Origin of the sequence: Pseudomonas sp. PDM18, assembly GCF_014852585.1 — a bacterium.
GTDB lineage: Bacteria > Pseudomonadota > Gammaproteobacteria > Pseudomonadales > Pseudomonadaceae > Pseudomonas.
Genome location: NZ_JACVBX010000001.1, coordinates 866,369 through 888,538, shown reverse-complemented (window position 1 = coordinate 888,538; position 22,170 = coordinate 866,369). Strand labels below are relative to the sequence as shown.

At 65.4% G+C, this 22,170-nt stretch carries 17 protein-coding genes; 10 read left to right on the top strand and 7 right to left on the bottom strand.

The annotated features are described in order from the left end of the window. Nucleotides 1-49: 49 nt before the first annotated feature. From IB274_RS04315 to IB274_RS04305, 3 genes are read right to left on the bottom strand one after another with little or no spacing between them, the layout of a single operon-like run. Nucleotides 50-1,051 carry a class I SAM-dependent methyltransferase gene (locus IB274_RS04315; RefSeq protein ID WP_192430801.1) on the bottom strand — a complete coding sequence of 334 codons (1,002 nt, stop codon included), beginning with the start codon at nt 1,049-1,051 and terminating at the stop codon, nt 50-52. Nucleotides 1,052-1,104: 53 nt separating this feature from the next. Then, on the bottom strand, nt 1,105-1,869 hold the full coding sequence (locus tag IB274_RS04310) for a DUF1835 domain-containing protein (RefSeq protein WP_192430800.1): 765 nt from the start codon (nt 1,867-1,869) through the stop codon (nt 1,105-1,107). Continuing rightward, nucleotides 1,866-2,831, bottom strand: coding sequence for a 2-hydroxyacid dehydrogenase (locus IB274_RS04305; RefSeq protein ID WP_192430799.1), 966 nt, complete (start codon nt 2,829-2,831; stop codon nt 1,866-1,868). The genes IB274_RS04310 and IB274_RS04305 overlap by 4 nt, the downstream gene beginning before the upstream one ends. A 327-nt stretch (nt 2,832-3,158) precedes the next feature. Between IB274_RS04305 and IB274_RS04300 the strand changes: the two genes are divergently transcribed. Next, nucleotides 3,159-4,499: a DUF1266 domain-containing protein gene (locus IB274_RS04300; RefSeq protein WP_192430798.1), complete on the top strand. Its 1,341-nt coding sequence runs from the start codon at nt 3,159-3,161 to the stop codon at nt 4,497-4,499. A 29-nt stretch (nt 4,500-4,528) separates the two neighbouring features. Further along, nucleotides 4,529-5,158: a LysE family translocator gene (locus IB274_RS04295; protein WP_192430797.1), complete on the top strand. Its 630-nt coding sequence runs from the start codon at nt 4,529-4,531 to the stop codon at nt 5,156-5,158. A 106-nt stretch (nt 5,159-5,264) separates the two neighbouring features. Here the strand turns inward: IB274_RS04295 and IB274_RS04290 are convergent, their stop codons facing one another. After that, the gene (locus IB274_RS04290; protein ID WP_192430796.1) at nt 5,265-6,440 is read right to left on the bottom strand and encodes a thiolase family protein; all 1,176 of its coding nucleotides are present in this window, start codon (nt 6,438-6,440) and stop codon (nt 5,265-5,267) included. 333 nt (nt 6,441-6,773) lie between these two features. Here IB274_RS04290 and IB274_RS04285 point away from each other — a divergent pair, with 333 nt between their 5' ends. The 4 genes from IB274_RS04285 to IB274_RS04270 all read left to right on the top strand — a co-directional run bounded on the left by IB274_RS04285 (nt 6,774) and on the right by IB274_RS04270 (nt 15,078). Further along, nucleotides 6,774-8,456, top strand: a complete 1,683-nt coding sequence (locus IB274_RS04285; RefSeq protein WP_192430795.1) for a fatty acid--CoA ligase — start codon at nt 6,774-6,776, stop codon at nt 8,454-8,456. Nucleotides 8,457-8,663: 207 nt separating this feature from the next. After that, complete coding sequence (locus IB274_RS04280) at nt 8,664-10,586, top strand: DUF1302 domain-containing protein (protein WP_192430794.1); 1,923 nt, start codon at nt 8,664-8,666, stop codon at nt 10,584-10,586. 166 nt (nt 10,587-10,752) lie between these two features. Further along, entirely contained in the window at nt 10,753-12,120 is a 1,368-nt protein-coding gene (locus tag IB274_RS04275) for a DUF1329 domain-containing protein (protein WP_192430793.1), read from the top strand. Nucleotides 12,121-12,351: 231 nt separating this feature from the next. Then, the gene (locus tag IB274_RS04270; protein WP_192430792.1) at nt 12,352-15,078 is read left to right on the top strand and encodes a LuxR C-terminal-related transcriptional regulator; all 2,727 of its coding nucleotides are present in this window, start codon (nt 12,352-12,354) and stop codon (nt 15,076-15,078) included. 126 nt (nt 15,079-15,204) lie between these two features. On the opposite strand, the gene IB274_RS04265 is transcribed toward IB274_RS04270, so the two are convergent. Next, nucleotides 15,205-16,077 (bottom strand): hypothetical protein, encoded by an 873-nt coding sequence (locus tag IB274_RS04265; protein WP_192430791.1) that lies wholly within the window; start codon nt 16,075-16,077, stop codon nt 15,205-15,207. Between the two features lie 163 nt (nt 16,078-16,240). Between IB274_RS04265 and IB274_RS04260 the strand changes: the two genes are divergently transcribed. Next, nucleotides 16,241-17,179: an alpha/beta fold hydrolase gene (locus IB274_RS04260; RefSeq protein ID WP_192430790.1), complete on the top strand. Its 939-nt coding sequence runs from the start codon at nt 16,241-16,243 to the stop codon at nt 17,177-17,179. A gap of 330 nt (nt 17,180-17,509) precedes the next feature. Here IB274_RS04260 and IB274_RS04255 read toward each other — a convergent pair whose 3' ends face one another. Then, nucleotides 17,510-18,349: a metal-dependent hydrolase gene (locus IB274_RS04255; protein WP_192430925.1), complete on the bottom strand. Its 840-nt coding sequence runs from the start codon at nt 18,347-18,349 to the stop codon at nt 17,510-17,512. Between the two features lie 121 nt (nt 18,350-18,470). Here IB274_RS04255 and IB274_RS04250 point away from each other — a divergent pair, with 121 nt between their 5' ends. The 3 genes from IB274_RS04250 to IB274_RS04240 all read left to right on the top strand — a co-directional run bounded on the left by IB274_RS04250 (nt 18,471) and on the right by IB274_RS04240 (nt 21,014). Continuing rightward, entirely contained in the window at nt 18,471-19,490 is a 1,020-nt protein-coding gene (locus tag IB274_RS04250; RefSeq protein ID WP_192430789.1) for an AraC family transcriptional regulator, read from the top strand. A gap of 83 nt (nt 19,491-19,573) precedes the next feature. Then, nucleotides 19,574-20,215 (top strand): MBL fold metallo-hydrolase, encoded by a 642-nt coding sequence (locus tag IB274_RS04245; protein ID WP_192430788.1) that lies wholly within the window; start codon nt 19,574-19,576, stop codon nt 20,213-20,215. Nucleotides 20,216-20,300: 85 nt separating this feature from the next. Then, on the top strand, nt 20,301-21,014 hold the full coding sequence (locus IB274_RS04240) for an OmpA family protein (RefSeq protein WP_192430787.1): 714 nt from the start codon (nt 20,301-20,303) through the stop codon (nt 21,012-21,014). A 208-nt stretch (nt 21,015-21,222) separates the two neighbouring features. On the opposite strand, the gene IB274_RS04235 is transcribed toward IB274_RS04240, so the two are convergent. Next, nucleotides 21,223-22,131, bottom strand: coding sequence for an acyltransferase (locus tag IB274_RS04235; RefSeq protein WP_192430786.1), 909 nt, complete (start codon nt 22,129-22,131; stop codon nt 21,223-21,225). Nucleotides 22,132-22,170 lie beyond the last annotated feature (39 nt).

Below are 22,170 nucleotides of genomic sequence, written 5' to 3'. Positions count from 1 at the left end.
GCGATGCGCCGATCCGACAGGCTCGGTGGAGTGTAGTGCGAGCCTTGGATCAGCGCCGGGCGCTGTAGATACGGAAGCCGTCGGCCTCGGCCAGGATGCGGCACGGGCCCAGGTGCTGTTCGATCAGCGGCGGGTATTTCAGGAAGCTGTTGGCCACCAGGCGCAGCTCGCCGCCGGACGCCAGGTGGCGTGCCGACTGGCGCAGCAGGTGTTCGGTGGCGGCGTAGCTGGTGTGCACGCCCTGGTGGAAGGGCGGGTTGCTGACGATGGCAGCGAGGCCTTCCGGCGCGGCGTCGATGCCGTCGCCGGCGATCACTTCACCCTCCAGGCCATTGGCGGCCAGGGTCAGGCGGCTGCTTTCGATGGCGAAGGCGTCGACGTCCAGCAGGGACAGGCGGCTCTGCGGATAACGGCGCTTGAGCGTGGCGCCGAGCACCCCGGCGCCGCAGCCGAAGTCCAGCACATGGCCGGCTGGCAGCTTGTCCAGGTGTTCCAGCAGCAGCGCGCTGCCACGGTCCAGGCGACCATGGCTGAACACGCCGGGCAGGGTGATGACCTGCAGCGGGCCGTCGGCCAGCGGCAGTTCGTAGCGTTGCGCGAGGGCATGCAGGTCCGGCGCGGTCGGCGCGCCGTCGATGTGCGTGTGCCACAGCTGGCAGTGGCGGGCGCTGTCCAGCTTGCTGGCGCGGCCGAATTCACCGAGCTGCTTGCTGGCGCGTTCGATGCCGGCGCGTTTCTCGCCGACCAGGTACAGCTCGCCGTCCGGCACGCAGCTGGCCAGCGCGGCGAGCAGGTAGTCGGTCAGTTCGCGGGACTTGGGCAGGAACAGCACGGCGGCCGCGAAGTCGCCTTCCGGCGGCGTGGCGCCGAAATGGCAGCGGCCGGGATAACGACCTTCCAACCGCCGGGCTTCGCCGGCGTGCCAGCTCCAGCCCCGGGCTTGCGGGAGGTCACCGAGCAGCGCGTCGGCGGGCAGGCCGGCGAGCAGGACGCGGCCCTGGAAGCGCTCGATCTGGCGCAGCAGCACTTCACTGGTGGGGGCGTTGGACATGCGGCCTCCTGGCAAAAAAGGGCGCGAGTTTAGCAGGGCTGCCGCGGCCGAGCCTAGGCGAGGCGCACCTCGGCGTTCTTCCAGAAGTCGTCGCCGCGCAGTTCCAGCGCCCCGGCCGCTACTTGTTCGCGCAGGCGCCAGGCGGCCAGCAGGTCGCTGACGAACAGGCCGTCGACGTAGGCCATGGTGGGGCCGATCAGCGACTGCACCGGGCGCCAGGATTCGCTGGCGCTGTCCAGCAGGATGCGGTCGATGTGGGCGTAGCCGGTGCCGCTCAGTTGGCCATCCAGCCACACGCGCAGTTGGGCGTTTTCGGCCAGGGCGCGCTGCCAGTCCGCCGCCAGGCCTTGGCGCTCGGCGACGTCCACTTCGTGGCTGGCGGCCAGGGCGTTGGCCAGTTCGACGGGTTTGAGCATGGCAATGGCGTGGCGGTCCTCGCTGCGGCACTGGCCGCTGCCGGCACCGACACTGCGCAGGATGATGTTCGCCGGCAGCAAAGCACAGACGCGGCGCAGCAGGAGTTGCTCGCTGGCGCTGTCGCCATGCCAGAGGGTGACGGAGGCGATGTCCGGGCTGCGCAGCCAGTTCACCTCGGTGGCCATCTCGATGGCGATTTCCCGCGCGCGCAGGACTTCGCCGCCCAGTTCGTGCCAGAACGCGGCGCGCTGCTGGCAGGGCGGGTTGTCCACATCGCTCAGCGGGCCGACCGCGAGGTCGTCCGGCATCACGCGGATTTTCTTTTCGGTCAGCACGCCTGCCTCGACGGCCCGATGCAGGGCTTCGGCGGCGCCGTCGCCGCAGACCAGATGCAGGCTCATGGCGCCACCACTCGGCGCGGCTCGCCGGCGAAGAAGCCGGCGGCGTTCTCGCTCAACTGGCCGACGATGCGCTGCCGGGCCTCGCGGCTGCCCCAGGCACTGTGCGGGGTGAGGATGAAGCGCGGAATGTCGCCGGCCAGCAGCGGGTTGCCGTCCCTGGGCGGCTCGACGCTGAGCACGTCGAAGGCCGCGCCGCCGAGATGGCCGCGGCGCAGGGTGTCGGCCAGCGCCTGCTCGTCGACCAGTCCGCCGCGGGCGGTGTTGATCAGGTAGGCGCCGGGCTTCATCAGGTCCAACTCGCGCCGGCCGATCAGTTCGCGCGTGGCATCGGTCAGCGGGCAATGCAGGGTGAGGGCGTCGACTTGCGGCAGCAGTTCGTCCAGCGCCAGGCGATCAGGGCGCGCAGGGCGTCCAGGCAGGACGCCAAGCAGCACGCGCATGCCGAAGGCTTCGGCCAGTTTCGCCACCGCGCCGCCCAGTTCGCCGTGCCCGAGCAGGCCGAGGGTCTTGCCTTCCAGTTCGACGATGGGGAAGTCCAGCAGGCAGAACTGCGGGGCCTTCTGCCAGCGGCCGTCGCGGATCGCCGCCTGGTAGTCCGGCAGGCGCGTGGCCAGGGCGAGCAGCAGCATCAGGGTGTGCTGGGCCACCGACGGGGTGCCGTAGCCCTGGCAGTTGCTCACCGTCACGCCGTGCTGGTGCGCGGCCTGGAGGTCGACGTTGTTGGTGCCGGTGGCAGCCACCAGGATCAGCTTGAGGTCCGGGCACTGCTCGAACACTTCTGCTCCGATGCGCACTTTGTTGCTGATCGCTACCTGCGCGCCCTTCAGTCGCTCGGCGACCTGCTGCGTGTCGCTGCGCTCGTGCAGGACCAGTTCGCCAAATGGCGTGCGCAGTGGCGTGAGGTCGAGGTCTCCGAGGTCGAGGGAAGCATGGTCGAGGAAGACGGCGCGAGCAGGATTCATGTGCGATGACACCTTGATCGGAAGGGGCAGGATGAAGGGGATTCTCGGCAGAACCGCCGTCGTGGACAACCCAGTCTGCCCGCGGACGTGGACGGGGAGGCTGCGTATTGATGGTAGATGCTTGAGTGAAAAGTCTGACAGACGTTTCGGTTTTCCCTCATCTACTGTCCCGCGCCAGCTTCTTAGAGTGATCCCATCGAAATCCGTAGGTAACTGGCGATGATGGGTTGGCTTCTCTCCGGCTTCACGGCCATTCGGGCGTTCGGCGTTCGTGTCGGGCTGCGAAGTGCAGCGGTGAGTGGATATCCCCGATCCCGGCGGCGAAACTTGCTCCGCACCGCTGGCCCCGAACCCTTGCTGTGCTTCGGTGCGCTGCTGTCGCACTGCGATGCGGCCTCCGGTTTAGCGCAAGCCAACGAGTTGGTCGAGCTATGGGGTATCACCGATGCCGTAACGGCGCGCCGGACACTGCAGGAACTGATGCTCGAAGCCCAGAGTCAGTCGCTGGACGAGGAATTCCGCCGGCTGCAGCGCAACGAGCCCGGCGTCTTTGACGGTGAGCAGCGAGTGCGCTTCAAGCAGGCGAAGCGTGCCTGGAGCAAGGCGGGCCTGGCGTTGCCTATGGATATCTCCATTGCCGCCCACGACCTCGAAAGCCTCGCCTGGCTGGCGCGGCAATGCCATGCCTTTGGCTATCTCAGTGAGTCGGAAACCTTGTTGTGCCTGGCCTGGGTGGCGGAGAACGCCATCCGCAACTTTTCCGACTGGCAGGCCTATGCCGCGTCTTTCGTGCTGGGTCGGGCAATCCTGCGGCGCGACGGGACGTCCGGCACCATGGCGATCGGGGCGTTCAAGGAACTGATCGGCTGCCGCACCGACAAGGCCTCGCTGGCCGGGTTGTGGCGAACCCATCCGCTGGCGGGCATCCGCGTGAGCGAGGTGGTGTTGCAGGAGGAGCACATCCGAGAGCCCGCGGCGCATCCACCCCGCAGTGCGCTGCTCGCTTTGGGGTGTGTTATCGCCCACAGCGCAGGCGTGCGCGCCGACGATCTGGGGATTGCGCCGCAGGAGAAGGAGTTTCACCGGCTGTGGCTGGCCGAGCATTGGTGGGCTGCCGATGCCGGGCAGGTTCGTGCGCGGATGGACTGGCTGCTGGGAAGCGGCAGCCGCGAAAAGCTCGATCCGCTGCTGGGCAGGGTGGCCGATGCGCCGGTGTCTGTCGGCGGAACCGCGCTGGCGCGTTTCACGCAGGCACGTCGGGCGCTGCTGAAGGAAGGTCACGATCCGGCAATGATCGATGAGTGCCGCACCGTGTTGGCCTACGACCTGGAGCGCGCCGCCTTCGGGGCGCGAATGGCCTTCAGCGTCGGGCTGCTCGACGAGGAAAGCCTGTGGAATGCCTTGCGCCACATGGCCCGTCAGGCCCGCGCGGCATTCGATTGCTGGGAGCAATACCTGGTCTCGCTGATGCTCGGCCATGCCCTGGCCGACGAGGACCGCCTGTCGGACAAGCGGTTGCTGCGCAGCGGCATGGCGTTGCTCGACGGCATCACTCCGTTCGCCCAGCACCCTTCGCCCTGGCAGGTCTGCCCGCTGGAAATGTTGCCTGTGCTGCACCGAGTGGCACCTGTCGCTTGTCGGGGCCCTGGGGCTTCGTATAGAAACTAGGGCTTTCCTGGCGGTGGTTCGGAGGCGCGATGTACTGGGCGGAATTTCTCACGGTGGCGTTCATTCACCTGCTGGCAGTTGCCAGCCCCGGCCCGGATTTCGCCGTGGTGGTGCGCGAGAGCGTGGCCCACGGCCGCCGTGCCGGCACCTGGACAGCGCTGGGCGTGGGCAGCGCGATCTTCCTGCACGTGACTTACTCGTTGCTGGGCATCGGCCTGATCGTGTCGCAGTCCATCGTGCTGTTCAACGCACTGAAATGGCTGGCGGCGGCGTACTTGCTGTACATCGGCTTCAAGGCGCTGCGGGCGCGTCCGTCCGGCCCGGCGGCAGCCGAAACCGTTGCGACGCCGGTCGCCCGTACTGCGCGCGGAGCCTATGTCGCCGGCTTCGTCACCAATGGCCTGAATCCCAAGGCCACGCTGTTCTTCCTCTCGCTGTTCACCGTGGTGATCAACCCGCACACGCCGCTGCTGGTCCAGGCTGGATACGGCGTGTACCTGGCCTGCGCGACTGCCGCCTGGTTCTGCCTGGTGGCGCTATTATTCAGCCAGCAACGGGTGCGCGCGGGCTTCGCCCGGATGGGGCATTGGTTCGACCGGATGATGGGCGTGGTGCTGGTGGGGCTGGGGGTCAAGCTGGCGTTCACCGAGCTGCACTGATAGCTTTTCGTAGGAGCGAGCTTGCTCCTGCAAAGAGGTCCGCTGCCAGTTCTGTGGAACAAAAAAGGGGCGCCGAGGCGCCCCTTTTTCATGTCCGACGCGAAAGTCAGACCAGCTCGATCGCCATCGCAGTGGCTTCGCCGCCGCCGATGCACAGCGAGGCCACGCCGCGCTTGCCGCCCTTCTTCTGCAGGGCGTTGATCAGAGTGACGATGATGCGCGAGCCGGTGGAACCGACCGGATGGCCTTGGGCGCAGGCGCCGCCGTAGACGTTGACCTTGGCATGGTCCAGGCCGTGTTCGCGCATGGCGAGCATGGTGACCATGGCGAAGGCTTCATTGATCTCGAACAGATCGACGTCGTCCTTGCTCCAGCCAGCCTTGTTGAACAGGTTGGTCATGGCGCCGATCGGGGCCAGGGTGAACTCGGCCGGGTCCTGGCTCTGGGTGGCGTGTGCGACGATCTTCGCCAGCGGCTTCAGGCCACGGCGCGCGGCTTCATCAGCGGTCATCAGGACCAGCGCGGAAGCGCCGTCGGAGATGGAACTGGCGTTGGCCGCAGTGATGGTGCCGTCCTTGCGGAAGGCCGGGCGCAGGCCGGGGATCTTGTCCAGGTTGGCGGTGAGAGGCTGCTCGTCGTCCTTCACCACGGTCTCGCCCTTGCGGGTAGTGACGGTGACCGGGACGATTTCCGAATCCAGCGAGCCGTCCTTGATGGCGGCCTGGGCGCGCTGCAGGGATTCGATGGCGTAGGCGTCCATCTCTTCGCGGGTGACGTTGTACTTGTCGGCGGTTTCCTGGGCGAAGGAGCCCATCAGGCGGCCGGTGCGGGCGTCTTCCAGGCCGTCGAGGAACATGTGGTCCTTGATTTCGCCGTGGCCCATGCGCAGGCCGGTGCGGGCCTTCTCGATGACGTAGGGGGCGTTGGACATGCTTTCCATGCCGCCAGCGACCATCACGCTGTTGGTGCCGGCCTTGAGCAGGTCGTGGGCCAGCATTACGGCCTTCATGCCCGAGCCGCAGAGCTTGTTGATGGTGGTGCAGCCGGTGGCGGCGGGCAGGCCGGCGTTCAACGATGCCTGGCGGGCCGGGCCCTGTTTCAGACCGGCGGGCAGTACGTTGCCCATGATCACTTCCTGCACGTCCTCGGGCTGGATGCCGGCACGGGAAATGGCTTCGCGGATGGCGATGGCGCCCAGGTCGACGGCGGAAACGCCGGACAGGCTGCCTTGGAAGCCGCCCATGGGAGTACGGGCGCCGCTGACGATGACGATCTCGGACATGACTAACCTCTTCGCTCTTGTTGTAGGAGTCCGCGTAGGGCCAGCTGCGCGTCGGCATAACTGCGCGGAAACAGGCGTCGGAATGCGCATTTGCAAGATGCAAACTCCGCTCCCTCGCCTGCTTCCGCCTTGTTCTGCTTCAGCTCGCAGGCCTTACGCGGACTCCGGGTAAAGGTACCGGCCGTGAACGACCGGGCGTCAGGATTCTACCGCGTGACCGGATGTGGCCATAGAGTCATCGGCAAATCACTCTTTTGACTGATGAATGGACACACGGGGCGCTCTAGAGTCGGTCTCATCCAGATGAGATCCAGCCTTGAGAGTGCGTACGCCATGCTGAAAACTCGCGTCATCCCCGCTGCACAGAACGCCTACCAGTACCCGCTGTTGATCAAGAGCCTGCTGCTGTCGGGCAGCCGCTACGAAAAAGGCCGGGAAATCGTCTACCGCGACACCGTGCGTTACAGCTATGCCACCTTCAACGAGCGCGTTGCGCGCCTGGCCAACGTGCTGACCGAAGCTGGCGTGAAGGCCGGTGACACCGTGGCGGTGATGGACTGGGACAGCCACCGTTACCTGGAGTGCATGTTCGCCATCCCGATGATTGGCGCAGTGCTGCACACCATCAACATCCGCCTCTCGCCGGAGCAGATTCTCTACACCATGAACCACGCCGATGACCGCTTCGTGCTGGTCAACAGCGAGTTCGCCGCGCTCTACCAGGGTATTGCCGGGCAACTGGCCACGGTGGAAAAGACCCTGCTGATCACCGACGGAGCAGACAAGAGCAGCACGCTGCCCAACTGCGTGGGCGAGTACGAGACCCTGCTGGCCGCCGCCAGCCCGCGCTACGCCTTCCCCGACTTCGACGAGAACTCGGTGGCGACCACTTTCTACACCACCGGCACCACCGGTAACCCCAAGGGTGTGTACTTCACCCATCGCCAGTTGGTACTGCACACCCTGGCGATGGCCGCAACTATCGGCAGCCTGGACAGCATCCGCCTGATGGGCACCGACGATGTGTACATGCCGATCACCCCGATGTTCCACGTGCACGCCTGGGGCGTGCCCTATGTGGCGACCATGCTGGGGGTGAAGCAGGTGTATCCGGGGCGTTACGAGCCGGAACTTCTGTGCAAGCTGATCCGCGAGGAGAAGGTGACCTTCTCCCACTGCGTGCCGACCATCCTGCAGATGATGCTCAACGCCGCCAGCGCCAAGGACCACGACTTCGGCGGGCTGAAGATCATCATCGGCGGCAGCGCCCTCAACCACGCGCTGTACGACGCCGCCAAGGCCCGCGGCATCCAGCTCACGGCGGCCTATGGCATGTCCGAGACCTGCCCGCTGATTTCCTGTGGCTACCTCAACCAGGAACTCTGCGCCGGCAGCGAGGATGAACGCACCACCTACCGCATCAAGGCCGGCGTGCCGGTGCCGCTGGTGGAAGCAGCGATCATGGACGAGCACGGCCAGTTCCACCCGGCCGACGGCGAATCTCAGGGCGAGCTGGTGCTGCGCGCGCCCTGGCTGACGCAGGGGTATTTCCGCGAGCCGGAGAAGGGCGAGGAGCTCTGGGCCGGCGGCTGGATGCACACCGGCGACGTGGCGACCCTCGACGGCATGGGCTTCATCGACATCCGCGACCGTATCAAGGATGTGATCAAGACCGGCGGCGAGTGGCTGTCCTCCCTTGAGCTGGAAGACCTCATCAGCCGTCACCCGGCGGTGCGCGAGGTGGCCGTGGTTGGGGTGCCCGATCCGCAATGGGGCGAGCGCCCGTTCGCGTTGCTGGTGCTGCGTGATGGCCAGGCGCTGGACGCCAAGGCGTTGCGTGAACACCTCAAGCCTTTCGTCGAGCAGGGCCACATCAACAAGTGGGCGATTCCCTCGCAGATCGCCGTTGTTACTGAAGTTCCCAAGACCAGCGTCGGCAAGCTCGACAAGAAGCGCATCCGGGTAGACATCGCCCAATGGCAGGAGGCCGGCAGCGCTTTCCTCTCCACGGTGTGACCGACGACCGGCGAGTCACGGTTTTCGGGCGCTGTGCCAAGCAAGCGCTTGGCACAGCGCAGCCCAGTGACTACGCCACCTCGGGGCCTGCGCAAGCGTCTAGTCAGGGCCTTTGTAAGATAAATCACACTTTCGAGCGATCAAGCACCGTAGGACGCTGGCTATAGTCGCCGCTACTCATAACAAAAAACACATGGAGTAGCGTCGATGAAAACCATGCAACATATCTGGCGCCTGGCACGGTTGCCGCTGGCAGTCAGCCTGGCATCCACGCTGGCAACGCCGGCTTCCGCCGTCAGTTTCAACATCGGGGAAATCGAAGGTTCGTTCGACTCGACGCTGTCCGTGGGGGCCAGCTGGTCGACGCAGAATCCGGACAGCAATCTCATCGGCGTGAACAACGGCGGCAAGGGCCTGTCCCAGACCTCTGACGATGGTCACCTGAACTACAAGGCCGGCAAGACCTTCTCGAAGATCTTCAAGGGCATCCACGACCTGGAGCTCAAGTATCAGGACACCGGCGTCTTCCTGCGCGGCAAGTACTGGTACGACTTCGAACAGAAGGACGAGAACACCGAGTTCAAGCCGCTCTCCGACCACAACCGCAAGGAAGCCGCCCAGGCTTCCGGCGCGCAACTGCTCGACGCCTTCATCTACCACAACTACAACATCGGCGAACTGCCCGGCACCGTGCGCCTGGGCAAGCAGGTGGTGAACTGGGGTGAAAGCACCTTCATCCAGAACGGCATCAGCGTGATCAACCCGTTCGACGTTACCGCCTTCCGCCGCCCAGGCTCCGAGATCAAGGAAGCCCTGGTGCCGGTGAACATGTTCTACCTCTCGCAGAACCTCACCGAGAACCTGTCTGCCGAAGGCTTCTACCAGCTCGAGTGGGACCAGACTGCTGTCGATAACTGCGGCACCTTCTTCTCCCAGCCGGACGTGGTGGCTGACGGTTGCACCCAGAACCTCGCGGTGCTGACCAACAACGCGGCGTCGATCCGCACCCTGAACGGCCTGCTCGGCCCGAACCTGGCGGTGACCCCGTCGCCGTGGAACGAAGGCCTGGTGGTCAAGCGCGGCCCGGACCGCGATGCCCGTGACAGCGGCCAGTACGGATTTTCGCTGAAGTACTTCGCCGACAGCCTGAACACCGAGTTCGGCGGCTACTACATGAACTACCACAGCCGCCTGCCGATCTTCTCCGGCCGTGGCGCCGACGCCTCCAAGGTCGCGCAGATCAACCAGCTGATCACCAACATCGCGGCCATCAGTCCGACCCTGGCGTCTCAGGCCGGCGCGGCGGCGATGGCGGGCAACTCCAGCTACTTCATCGAATATCCCGAAGACATCCGTCTGTATGGCCTGAGCTTCTCCACCACGCTGCCCACCGGCACCGCCTGGCAGGGCGAGATCAGCTACCGCCCGAACGCTCCGGTACAGTTGAACACTACCGACATCCTGTACTCGGGCCTGGACCCGGTCTCCATCGGCGGCAACCACGTCTACGACAACGCCTCCGTGCTGACCGGCACCGCTGGCCAGGACCTGCACGGCTACCGCCGCAAGGAAGTGACCCAGCTGCAGACCACCTTCACCCACTTCTTCGACCAGGTCATGGGCGCCGAGCGTCTGACCCTGGTGGGCGAAGTCGGCTGGACCCACGTCGGCGGCCTAGAAAGCCAGAACGATGCTCGCTACGGCCGTGACCCGGTCTTCGGTCCCGGCCCGCTGAACGGCAGCCTTGGCGGCCGACCGACCTGCGAAGCGCTGAACGCCTCGACCCTGGGCACTGGTCCGCAGAACAACGTGTCGCGCAAATGTGAGAGCGACGGCTTCACCACTGCTGACTCCTGGGGCTACCGCGCTCGGGCGATCTGGGACTACAACGACGTGTTCGCCGGTGTGAACCTCAAGCCCAACGTGGCCTGGTCCCACGACGTGGACGGCTACTCCCCCGGCCCTGGCGGCAACTTCGAGGAAGGCCGCAAGGCCGTCAGCCTGGGTATCGACGCCGACTACCTGAACACCTACACCGCCAGCCTGGCCTACACCAACTACTTCGACGGCAAGTACTCCACCGTCGACGATCGTGACTTCGTCAGCTTGAGCTTCGGGGTGACCTTCTAAGCCGGCCGTTCAACCGGCAAACGGCCCGCCCTCGCGGCGGGCCATCCCTGCGGCTGGGTGACCCGGCCGCGCGGGGCAGCAGACAAAACCGCGCCCCGTCTTTGCGAAATCATCCGGCAAGGGCGGCCAGCGCGGTGGGCAAAGACTCAATGAGGACGATAAACGAATGAGAACAACAAAGATCCTGCTGCACACGGGCGCCCTGGCGCTCAGCCTCATCGCCTCACAGGTGATGGCGGCCGTCTCTGCCGACGAAGCGGCCAAGCTCGGTACCACGCTGACCCCGATGGGCGCGGAAAAGGCCGGCAACGCCGATGGCTCGATTCCGGCCTGGACCGGTGGCCTGCCCAAGAACGCCGGCACTGCCGACAGCAAGGGCTTCCTCAGCGACCCGTTCGCCAGCGAGAAGCCGCTGTTCACCATCACCGCGCAGAACATGGACCAGTACAAGGACAAGCTGACCCCCGGCCAGCAGGCCATGTTCAAGCGCTACCCCGACACCTACAAGATGCCGGTGTACACCACGCACCGTACCGCTACTGTGCCGGATAACGTGCTGGAGGCGACCAAGAAGAACGCAACCAGCACCAAGTTGCTGCAAGGCGGCAACGGCCTGGAGAACTTCCAGGTGGCCAACCCCTTCCCGATTCCGAAGGACGGCCTGGAAGTCATCTGGAACCACATCACCCGTTACCGCGGCGGCCACGTGCGCCGTCTGGTGACCCAGGCCACCCCGCAGGTCAACGGTTCCTACTCGCTGGTGTACTTCCAGGACGAGTTCGTCTTCCGTACCGACCTGAAGGACTACGACGCCAGCAAGCCGAGCAACGTACTGTTCTACTTCAAGCAGCGTGTAACCGCTCCGGCGCGCCTGGCCGGTAACGTGCTGCTGGTGCACGAGACCCTCGACCAAGTGAAGGAACCGCGCCTGGCGTGGCTCTACAACGCCGGCCAGCGCCGCGTGCGCCGTGCCCCGCAGGTTTCCTACGACGGCCCGGGTACCGCAGCCGACGGCCTGCGTACCTCCGACAACCTGGACATGTACAACGGTGCGCCGGACCGCTACGACTGGAAACTGGTGGGCAAGCAGGAGCTGTACATCCCGTACAACAACTACAAGATGGACGATCCGAAGCTGAAGTATTCGGACATCATCAAGCCCGGCCACCTGAACCAGGACCTGGCCCGCTACGAGCTGCACCGCGTGTGGCACGTGACCGCGACCCTGAAGCCGGGCGAGCGTCACATCTACGCCAAGCGCGACTTCTTCATCGACGAGGACACCTGGCAGGCCGTAGAGATCGACCACTACGACGGTCGTGGCACCCTGTGGCGCGTAGCCGAGGCGTTCAACCAGTACTACTACAACTACCAGGTACCGTGGTACACCGCGGAAACCCTGTATGACCTGCTGTCCGGTCGCTACCTGGTGCTGGGCCTGAAGAACGAGGAGAAATCCGCCTACGACTTCAACTACAGCGCTTCGGAAAGCGACTTCACCCCGGCAGCGCTTCGCCAGGAAGGCGTGCGCTGATCCCCCGATCCCCACGGGTGGTTCCGCGGTGAAAAAAACCGGCCTTCGGGCCGGTTTTTTTATGGGAGATCATCTGTCAGATGAATGAAGGGCGGAATGTAGGACGGCTTCTGGTCATGTTGTGAGCAAAGGTAACAAAATCGACTTCTATTCCCGACCGCGAGCGGCTAGGCTCGGACGGCAGTGTGACCTTCGTTGACCGCTATAAGAGCTAGAGCAAGAGCCAGGCCGATGACCGACTTCTCGACTCTGCCAAGTCTGACCGATGTTCCCCCCAGTACGGCCGGCAGCCGCTTCTTCCGACCGCCGCTGCCGCATGGCCACGTCGCCCGTTCGCGGCTGTGCCAGCGCATGGCCGCGGGGCTGCAGGGACGGCTGATACTGGTATCCGCCCCGGCCGGGTTCGGCAAGAGCTCGCTGGCCATCGAATTCTGTCAGACGCTGGAAGATCACTGGCGCAGCCTGTGGCTGGGGCTCAGTGCCCGAGACAGCGACCCCGGACGTTTTCTTGAGCGCCTGCTCGAAGGCCTGCGCCTGCATTTTCCCACCCTCGGCGAGGAAGCCCTGGCCCTGCTGAAAATGCGCCAGCGCCACCAGCCGTTCGCCTTCGAAGCCTGGCTCGACGACCTGCTCGATGAACTGGTGGACAGCCTATCGGTGGAGCGCCCCCTGTTGCTGGTTCTGGACGACTACCACCTGGCCCAGGGCGCGGTGCTCGACCGATGCCTGCAATTCCTGCTCAATCACCAGCCCGCCGGCCTGGTCGTGCTGGTCACCAGCCGCCAGCGGCCGGACTGGCACCTGGCGCGCCTGCGTCTGTCTCGGCAACTGCTGGAGTTCACCGAGCAGGACCTGCGCCTGACCGTCGAGGAAACCGCGCAGTTGGTCAGCGCCAACGGCGCGCAACTCGACGACAATGCCCTCGATAACCTGGTCGAGCGCAGCGAAGGCTGGATCGCCGGGCTGCGCCTGTGGCTGCTGGCCCACGGCGACCAGCTGGCGGCCAACGCGCCCGATCTTTCGGTGCATGGCGCCGAAGAACTGATCCGCGACTATCTGTTGGAAGAAGTGATCGACAAGCAGTCGCCGGAGGTCCAGATATTCCTGGCCCAGACCGCGCGCTTCGAACGCTTCTCCGCCGAACTGTGTGATGCGCTGCGCGATGCGCACGACAGCGCCTCGATCCTGCGGCATCTGCAGCAGCACCAGGTTTTCCTCGTGCCGCTGGACGAGCAGGGCCAGTGGTTCCGCTATCACCACCTGTTTTCCGACCTGCTGCTCGCGCGCCCGCTACCCGGCTCCGGGCCTTCGGCAGCGGCGCTGCACCTGCGCGCCTGCCGTTGGTTCAGCGCCCAGGGGCTGTTCGACGACGCGGTGGAGCAGGCCCTACGCGCCGGCCACCCGGAGGTTGCGGCGAGCCTGGTACAGAGCTTGTCCGAGGAACAACTGCTGGCCGAGCAGAACGTCGCCACGCTGCTGCGCTGGAAGATGGACTTGCCCGACAGCCTGCTGGCCAGCACGCCGCGCCTGATCGTGCTGTACAGCTGGGCGCTGGCGTTGGCCTGCCAGCTGGATGCGGCCGAAGAGCTGGCGGCGCAACTGGCGCGCTTCCTGCCCGCCGCCGATGCCACGGCCCAGCGTGACCTACTCGCGCAGTGGCAGGCGCTGGCCGGTGTGATCGCCCGGGGCCGTGGCGAGATCGACGCGGCCGAGCGGCACTGCGAAGAGGCCATGCACGGCCTCGGCCCGGAGCGCTTCGGCCCGCGCCTGCTGTGCCTGTCGACCCTGAGCAATCTGGCCATCGTGCGTGACGACCTGTGGCGCGCTCGCGGCCTCAATCGGGAAGCGCTGGAACTGGCGCAGCGCTTCGGCAACCCGCTGTTCGAGGCCATGGTGCATTACGACCGTGCCCGCGTCCTGCAGGCGCGTGGTGAGGTGCTGCGCGCCGAGGAAGAAGTGCGCCAGGGTCTGGCGCGGCTATCCAGCCTGTCTTCCCAACGCCGTTATGCGGTGCGTGGCCGCCTGATGCTTTACCAGGGCTACCTTCGCAGCCTCGCGCTGCAGCCGGACGAGGCGCGCAAGTGCCTCAAGGCCGGCATCGAGGAAGCCCGCGCCTGCCGCGACATCAGCCTGGTGATCGGCTTCTGCGTGCTGGCCAGCCTGGAAGGGCGGCTGGGCAATTACACCCGCGCTTTCGCCCACCTCGCCGAGGTCGAGCGGATGATGCATGTGTGGGACGTCCCGCCGGTCTACTACCTGTCGGCCATCACCCTGATCAAGTGCGAACTCTGGCTTGGCCAGGGCCAGGTCGAACTGGCCAGCGCCTGGCTGGAGCGCCTGCGCGACACCTACACTGGCGACGAACCGGCCACCCCGCCGGAATGCTCGCCGCAGTTGCCGCGCAATGTGGAGATGCTGCAATCCCAGCTGGAACGCCGCGAAGGCCGCCTGGCCGATGCCGAGGCGCGGCTGCGCGCGGTGGCCAGCGGCGCCCTGCAAGGCGGTGCGCAGTTGCAGGCGCGTTTCGCCCAGGGCCAGCTGGTCGCCCTGTTGCTGCAGGGCGGCCGCGAGCGCGAAGCGTCGTTCGAGTTGGGCGAATGCCTCAACGGCCTGGCCGTCGGCTTGCTGATCCCCCTGCAGGAAGTGCTGCAGCAACATCCGGAATGGCTGCGCGAGCAACTGGCGGTGCGGGCTTCTTCCCCGGCCATCGAGGCGCTGCGCGAGCGTCTGCCGGCACCGCCGGAGCGCTGCGCGGTGCTCAACGATTGCCTGAGCGGGCGCGAGCTGGCGGTGCTGGAGCTGATCGCCCAGGGCTGCTCGAACCAGGAGATCAGCGAGCGTCTGTTCATCTCGCTACACACCGTGAAAAGCCACGCTCGCCACATCAACGACAAGCTCGGTGTAGAACGCCGCACCCAGGCGGTGGCGCGGGCGAAGGAGATGGGGTTGTTGCGGTAGGGCACCCCGCTCTGAAGATCGTAGGGCGCATAACGCGCCAGCGTTATCCGCCGCGAGGCACTCGGCGGATAACCCGTTCCGGGTTATGCGCCCTACGGTCCTGAATAGCGATCCGCTGGCGCAGCCTCACATCCCCTTCTTCTTCTCCGCCTCCGGAGGCGCACTCAGGTCCAGCCCCCTGGGCACGGGCTGCCCCTTGGCAGGGGCGGCCAGCTGCTTCTGCACGTCTGCCTGGATCGCCTGCAGCACCGGCAGCAGGTCGCGCATGTTCTCGCGCACTTCCGGGTAGGCATGCTTTTGCGAGAGTTCATCCACGCGCATCAGCAGTTGCACGCGCACTTCCGGCGGCAGGTGGATGAAGAGTTCGGGCAACTGCTTGGCCAGCTCGGCGCTATAGAGCACCAGGTCCTGGCGGTCGAACTGCGCGGTGAGGCCAAGATAGTCCAGTGCGCTGCTGGTGAGCATCGAGGCGGCGGCCTTGGCTTCCTGCATGCCCTGCAGGCGCACCGGGTTGCGCTGCTCGCTCTGCGCCAGGGTCATCCAGAATTCCACCGTCAGGTTGAACAGGATCGCCTGTTCGCGCAGCGAGTAGCTCATCAGGCCCAGCGCCTCGGCGCCGTAGGGCTGCTTGGCGGCGCGGAAGTTGAAGTACAGGCGCATCAGCTCCTTGAGCTTGAACAGTACCTCGCGCGCCTCGTTTTGCCGCAGCTCCAGCGGGGCGTAGATGTTCAGCTGCGGGCGAAAATTCTCCTCGCTGACCATGCGCTGGTAGATCGGCCCGGTGAATTCGCCGCTGCGTCGGGGCAGGCCGTTGACTTGGGTTTCGTCGATCTTTTTCAGTGCATCGATCAGCATCTGGTAGTCGGCGCTGGTCCAGTTGCGCTGGATGTCGGGAATCTTCTGGCCCAGGTAATACAGGTCGGCGGACAGGGCAGGGCGGCACAGGAGCAGCAACAGCACGGCCAGCGGCCACAGCGAGCGGCGAGTGAGGATCGGCACGAACGGGCTTTCCTTGCGCGAGGGCGGGTCGGGCTAGGTTAGCGGGGCGAGCGGCCTGCGTCATCCCGTGGCAGGCCATCACACTACCTAGGTTGGGCGCGGCGGCGCGGGCGCTGTGGTGTGATTCAGCCTTTAGAACAACAAGCACGGGAGTCACTCGTCCATGACCGCTACATTGTCTGTGCAACCGCCGCTGGCCGAGGGCCTGGCCCGCTATGGTTTCGGCCCCCTGCCGCTGGCCGCCCTGAAGGCGCGCTATGCCTCGCCCGAATCCGGTTCGAAGTTCATCCACGTCGACGGGTTCGACATCCACTACCGCGACGAAGGCAGCCCGGACAAGCCGGTGCTGGTGATGGTCCACGGCGTGATGGCCTCGCTGCACACCTGGGATGGCTGGGTTGCCGAGCTTTCCGAGCACTTCCGCATCATCCGCCTCGACGTGCCCGGCTTCGGCCTCACCGGCGGCGGCCAGGACCGCGAGTACGACGGCGAGCGCCTGGTGAAGGTGTTCGGCCTGTTCCTCGACCGCCTGGACCTCAAGCACGTATCCATCGCCGGCAACTCCCTTGGCGGCTACATCGCCTGGAACTACGCGCTTGCCAACGCCCACCGTGTCGAGCGGCTGATCCTCATCGACCCGGCCGGCTACTACATGCAGAGGGTGCCGCTGATGATCGCCAGCGCGGTGCTGCCCGGCGCCGGGATCATGATGCCGATGTGGATGCCGCGCGCGCTGGTGGCGCAGGGCATCAAGGAAGTCTACGGCGATGCGCGCAAGATCAAGCCGGGCGTGATTGATCGCTACTACGACATCAGCCGCCGGCCGGGCAACCGCCGCGCGATGATCGACATCTTCCGTGTACTGGTGAAAGCCAACCGCGAGGAGCTTCCCACTACGCCCAACCGTGTTGCGGGGCTGAAGGTGCCGACGATGCTGATGTGGGGCGAGCGCGACCGCTGGATTTCGCCGCGCCACGTGCCGATGTGGCAGCGCGACGTGCCAGGCATCGAGGTGAAGGTCTATCCGGGCGTCGGGCATATCCCGATGGAGGAAATCCCCGAGGAGTCGGCGGCGGATGCGTTGCGTTTCCTGCATGCATGATGGCTGATCGCTCGGTGAAAAAGCCCGGCCAAGTGCCGGGCGTTTTCGTTCTGCCGGATCGCTCTTCGCTGGGTGGTGTGGAGCGTAGCGATAGCCATCGATTCCCTCGCGCGGACAGCATGGGTATCGCTGCGCTCCACCCATCCTACCCGGATGCTCTCGATTGCTTGGTGTGCTCCAGCAGCTCGCAGGGCGAATAGCGCGCCAGCGTTACCCGCCGCGTAGTTGCCGGCGGATAACCTGTTCCAGGTTATGCGCCCTACGGCCTGCGATGGGACGCAAACGAAACCGCCCCGACAGAGCGGGGCGGTGTTCGAAGCGCAGGGCGAATCAGCCCGCGTGCGCCAGCGGCTGCGCGTCGTACTCCTTGCGCACCTCGTACAGCACATCGAGGTTGTTGTGCTGCCAGGGGTGGAAGTCGGACTTGAAGAAGTCCATGTACTCGCGCAGCAATGGGCGGAATACGCCGTGCTTGCCCCAGGTCCACTTGAGGCCGTCGCGCCAGACGCGCCAGTTCCACAGCAATCCGTCCACCTTGAGCATGTGCACCAGCCCGCGGAAGGTATCCAGCACGAAGAAGAAGGTCGCCATGCGCATCGCACGGCGCAGCAGCTTGCGGCTGCCGCAGACCTGGTTGTAGACGTCGAAGGCCACCGCCTTGTGCTCGGTTTCCTCCAGCGCGTGCCAGCGCCACAGGCGCTGCATCACCGGGTCGGCACCTTCCATGGTGCGCGGATCGGTCAGCAGCCCGTTGGCCATGATCGCGGTGATGTGCTCCAGCGCGGCAGTCGCGGCCAGCTGACGCCTGGCCGGGAACTTCTTCTGGGTGAAACGGATGCGCGCCTGGGCGCGCTTCTCGATGGTGGTGATGTCATAACCCTGGTCGCGCAGGCGCTGGCTGTAGGTCAGGTGCTCGCGGCTGTGGTGGCCTTCCTGGCCGATGAAGCCACGGATCTGTTCCTTGAGCACCGGGTCGGTGATCTGGTCGCGGAACTGCCGCACCGAGTCGATGAAGAAGCGTTCGCCGTCGGGGAAGAGCACCGACATGGCGTCGAACAGATGGGACTTGAAGGCGTCTCCGCCGTGCCAGTGACGCGGCAGCGGATCGGGCAGATCGAAGTCCATGTGCCGGGGCTTGATCTCCAGTCCTGCGGGGGTGGTGCTGGCCATGGCGGCTCCATTGTTGTGGTTGTCCATGGTCATTACTCTGGGCTTGTAGGGAAAGCGTCACAAGGTTATTGTCTGCCAACTTTCCGGTCATATCCGGCCAGCGGTCAGCATAAGAACAACGATGAAACAACCGCTCAACTTCACCGCCGAACTGGTGCCCGTCGCCTATGCGCAGGCACTTCTCGATCTCGCCGAAGAGCTGGGCGTGCCGCGTGTGCGCCTGTTCGAGCTGGCCCGTGTGCGCCCCGAGGTACTGCAGAGCCCCAACGGACGCCTGTCTTTCATCGACTTCCATCAGCTCTCCAGTACCGCGCTGGTGCACTGCAACGAGCCAGCCTTCGGCCTGTTGCTGGGGCAGCGCTTGAACGTTTCCACCCACGGCATCCTCGGCTATGCGGTGTTGTCCAGTGCCAACCTCGGCCGTGCCATCGGTTTCGCCCTGAAGTACTACCGCGTGCTCGGCCTGGCCTACGACCTGGAGATGGTGGAGGACGGCGGCGTGTCCTACCTGCGCGCCAGCGAGTCGATTCCTCTCGGCCCCACCAGCCGCTTCGCCGCCGAAGGCCTGATGACCAGCCTGCACACCATCGCCCGCTTCCTGGTCGGCGAACCGTTGCAGGGTGTCAGCGTCGGCTTTGCCCATGCCGAGCCGGCCTACGCCGAACGGTACGCCGAGGTGTTCGGCTGCGAGGTGCTGTTCGACCAGCCATTCCACTTCATTGGCCTGCCCAGCGAATACCTGGCGCGGCCCATGGCGCTGGCCAACCCGGCCACGGTGCAGATGTGCGAGCAGCAGTGCGAGGCGCTGCTGGCCACGCTGGACGTCCAGGAAGGCTTGTTGACCCGCATCCGTCGCCTGCTGCTGGCGCGCCCCGGTGAGTTCCCCGACCTGGAAGCGGTCGCTGCCGACCTGCACACCAGCGGCCGCAGCCTGCGTCGACATCTTTCGAACCTGGGCACCACCTACCAGGAAGTGCTCGACGACGTGCGCAAGCGCCTGGCCCTGCAATACCTCACCACGACCCACTTGCCGCTCTACGAGATCGCGCTGCTGCTAGGCTTCAACGACCCGTCGAACTTCCGCCGGGCGTTCCGCAAGTGGACGGGCAAGCTGCCCACGGACTACCGCCAGGGCGACTGAACACTCGATCCATCGACTCGCCAGGGCGGGGCGGAATCGGCGAAAATACCCGCCGTGTTCTTCCGCAACCGAGCGAGTCTTCGATGAGCGAACAGCCTGCCCTGATCCGCGAAACCTTCCCCGTCGGCCCCTTGCAGTGCAACTGCACCATCATCGGCGACCCGCTGACGAAGAAGGCCATCGTCGTCGATCCGGGTGGCGACCACGAACTCATCCTGCAGCGCCTAGACGCGCTGGGGCTGAAGGTGGTCAGCATCATCCATACCCACGCGCACCTGGACCACTTCCTCGCTTCCGGGCAGATGAAGGAGAAGACCGGCGCGACCCTGCACCTGCACAAAGATGACCAGTTCCTCTGGGACAACCTGGAGATGCAGTGCCGTATGTTCGGCGTCCCCTATACGCCGGTGCCTTCGCCGGACCAATGGCTGGCCGATGACGAAGAACTGGCCTGCGGCTGCGGCGTGGCACTGCACACCCCTGGGCATACACCGGGCTCGATGAGCTTCTGGTTTCCTCAGGACAAGCTACTGATCGCTGGCGACACGCTGTTCCGTCGCAGCATCGGCCGCACCGACCTGTGGGGCGGCGACTACGCCACTATCGAGCGCTCGATCCGCGACCGCCTGTACTCGCTGGACGAAGACGCGACCGTGGTCACGGGGCATGGCCCGGATACCACCCTGGGCGACGAGATGCGGGAAAATCCCTTCATCCGTGCTTAAGGTTGCTACGGAATTATTTGCACGACCTAAGCTCTAACCTGCCGCCCGCTAATGGGTGTTTCGCTATTTCGAGGAGTCATCCGACATGTTCACCGCACGTAGTCTGTCCATGGTTGCGGCTGCCACCGCCCTTGCCCTCATGGCCGGTTGCGCCTCCCAGAACCCCTATGACCCCAACACCCAGGCCCCGCCAGCCGAGGGCGGCATGAGCAAGACCGCCAAGTACGGTGCGCTGGGTGCGCTGGCTGGCGCCGTCGCCGGTGCCGCGATCAACCATGACAACCGTGGCAAGGGCGCAATGATCGGCGCCGCCGCCATCGGTGCTGCCGCCGCTGGCTACGGCTACTACGCCGACAAGCAGGAAGCCAAGCTGCGCCAGCAGATGCAGGGCACCGGTGTGCAGGTCGAGCGCCAAGGTGACGACATCAAGCTGATCATGCCGGGCAACATCACCTTCGCCACCGACTCGGCGAACATCGCACCGTCCTTCTATACCCCGCTGAACAACCTGGCCAACTCCTTCAAGGAGTTCAACCAGAACAGCATCGAGATCGTCGGTTACACCGACAGCACCGGCAGCCGCCAGCACAACATGGACTTGTCCCAGCGTCGTGCGCAGTCTGTTGCCTCCTACCTGACCTCCCAGGGCGTCGACGGCACTCGCGTCAGCACCCGTGGCATGGGCCCGGACCAGCCGGTTGCCTCCAACGCCGACGCCAACGGCCGCGCGCAGAACCGCCGTGTGGAAGTGAACCTGAAGGCCCTGCCGAACGCGCAGACCCAGCAGTACCAGCAGTAAGCCTCTCCCATGAAAAAGCCCGCCGATTGGCGGGCTTTTTTGTGCCAGGGGGAAGGGTCGTAGGAGCGGGCTCCGTCCGCGATGATTTCCCTGCGCGCTGTGATCCATCGTTGGCGTCGCTTTCGTAGGGCGGATAACGCGCCAGCGTTATCCGCCGACAGGACTTCGGCGGATAACCTGTTCCAGGTAATGCGCCCTACGGATCGAGTCAGGCCTTGGCGGGGAACTCGCGGTGCAGCTGGCTCAGCAACTGGTCCTTGCGCTCCCACAGCTGGTTCACCCACAGCTGGAATTCGGCGCGATAGCCCTCGTCCTGGTCATAGCTCTTGCCGATGAACTGGCGGGGGATTTCCAGCTCCTCGAAGCGCACCACCACCGAGCGCAGGCGGCCGGACAGCAGGCACCAGAAGGTCGGGCGGCCGTCGGGGTAGTGGATGGTCACGTTCACCAGGGTACGCAGCTGCTCGCCCATGGCATCGAGGACGAAGGCAATGCCGCCGGCCTTGGGCTTGAGCAGGTGCTGGAACGGCGAGTTCTGCTCGTCATGCTTGGCCGGGGTGAAGCGGGTGCCTTCAAGGAAGTTGAAGATCGCCACCGGGATGCGGCTGAACTTGGCGCACGCCTTGCGGGTGGTTTCCAGGTCCTTGCCTTTTTTTTCCGGGTGCTTGGCGAGGTAGGCCTTTGTATAGCGCTTCATGAAGGGGAAATCGAGCGCCCACCAGCACAGGCCGATCACCGGGACCCAGATCAGTTCCTGCTTGAGGAAGAAGCGCAGCAGCGGAATGCGGCGGTTGAGCTGGTACTGCAGGACGAGGATGTCCACCCAGCTCTGGTGGTTGCTCGTGACCAGGTAGGAATGGTCGTAGTGCAGCCCCTGCAGGCCCTGCACGTTCCAGCCGGTGTTGCGGACCAGGTTCATCCAGCCCTTGTTGCAGGTGATCCAGCTTTCGGCGATCACGCTCATGATCTTGCTGAGCGCCAGCTGGGCGGCGTTGAAGGGCAGCAGCAGCTTGATGATCGACATGCCCAGCAGCGGAATGCACCAGCACAGCGTGCTCGTCACCAGGATCAGGGTGGCGAGGATGCCGCGCAGGGTGTGCGGGAGGAAACTCAACATCGAGGAATGGTCCTTGTACGTAGGCACCCGGTCGGCCGG

Coding starts and splice junctions, on each gene's coding strand:
- IB274_RS04315 (WP_192430801.1), bottom strand. CDS start 1,051: ATGTCCAACGCCCCCACCAGTGAAGTGCTGCTGCGCCAGATCGAGCGC.
- IB274_RS04310 (WP_192430800.1), bottom strand. CDS start 1,869: ATGAGCCTGCATCTGGTCTGCGGCGACGGCGCCGCCGAAGCCCTGCAT.
- IB274_RS04305 (WP_192430799.1), bottom strand. CDS start 2,831: ATGAATCCTGCTCGCGCCGTCTTCCTCGACCATGCTTCCCTCGACCTC.
- IB274_RS04295 (WP_192430797.1), top strand. CDS start 4,529: ATGTACTGGGCGGAATTTCTCACGGTGGCGTTCATTCACCTGCTGGCA.
- IB274_RS04290 (WP_192430796.1), bottom strand. CDS start 6,440: ATGTCCGAGATCGTCATCGTCAGCGGCGCCCGTACTCCCATGGGCGGC.
- IB274_RS04285 (WP_192430795.1), top strand. CDS start 6,774: ATGCTGAAAACTCGCGTCATCCCCGCTGCACAGAACGCCTACCAGTAC.
- IB274_RS04280 (WP_192430794.1), top strand. CDS start 8,664: ATGAAAACCATGCAACATATCTGGCGCCTGGCACGGTTGCCGCTGGCA.
- IB274_RS04275 (WP_192430793.1), top strand. CDS start 10,753: ATGAGAACAACAAAGATCCTGCTGCACACGGGCGCCCTGGCGCTCAGC.
- IB274_RS04270 (WP_192430792.1), top strand. CDS start 12,352: ATGACCGACTTCTCGACTCTGCCAAGTCTGACCGATGTTCCCCCCAGT.
- IB274_RS04260 (WP_192430790.1), top strand. CDS start 16,241: ATGACCGCTACATTGTCTGTGCAACCGCCGCTGGCCGAGGGCCTGGCC.
- IB274_RS04255 (WP_192430925.1), bottom strand. CDS start 18,349: ATGGCCAGCACCACCCCCGCAGGACTGGAGATCAAGCCCCGGCACATG.
- IB274_RS04250 (WP_192430789.1), top strand. CDS start 18,471: ATGAAACAACCGCTCAACTTCACCGCCGAACTGGTGCCCGTCGCCTAT.
- IB274_RS04245 (WP_192430788.1), top strand. CDS start 19,574: ATGAGCGAACAGCCTGCCCTGATCCGCGAAACCTTCCCCGTCGGCCCC.
- IB274_RS04240 (WP_192430787.1), top strand. CDS start 20,301: ATGTTCACCGCACGTAGTCTGTCCATGGTTGCGGCTGCCACCGCCCTT.
- IB274_RS04235 (WP_192430786.1), bottom strand. CDS start 22,131: ATGTTGAGTTTCCTCCCGCACACCCTGCGCGGCATCCTCGCCACCCTG.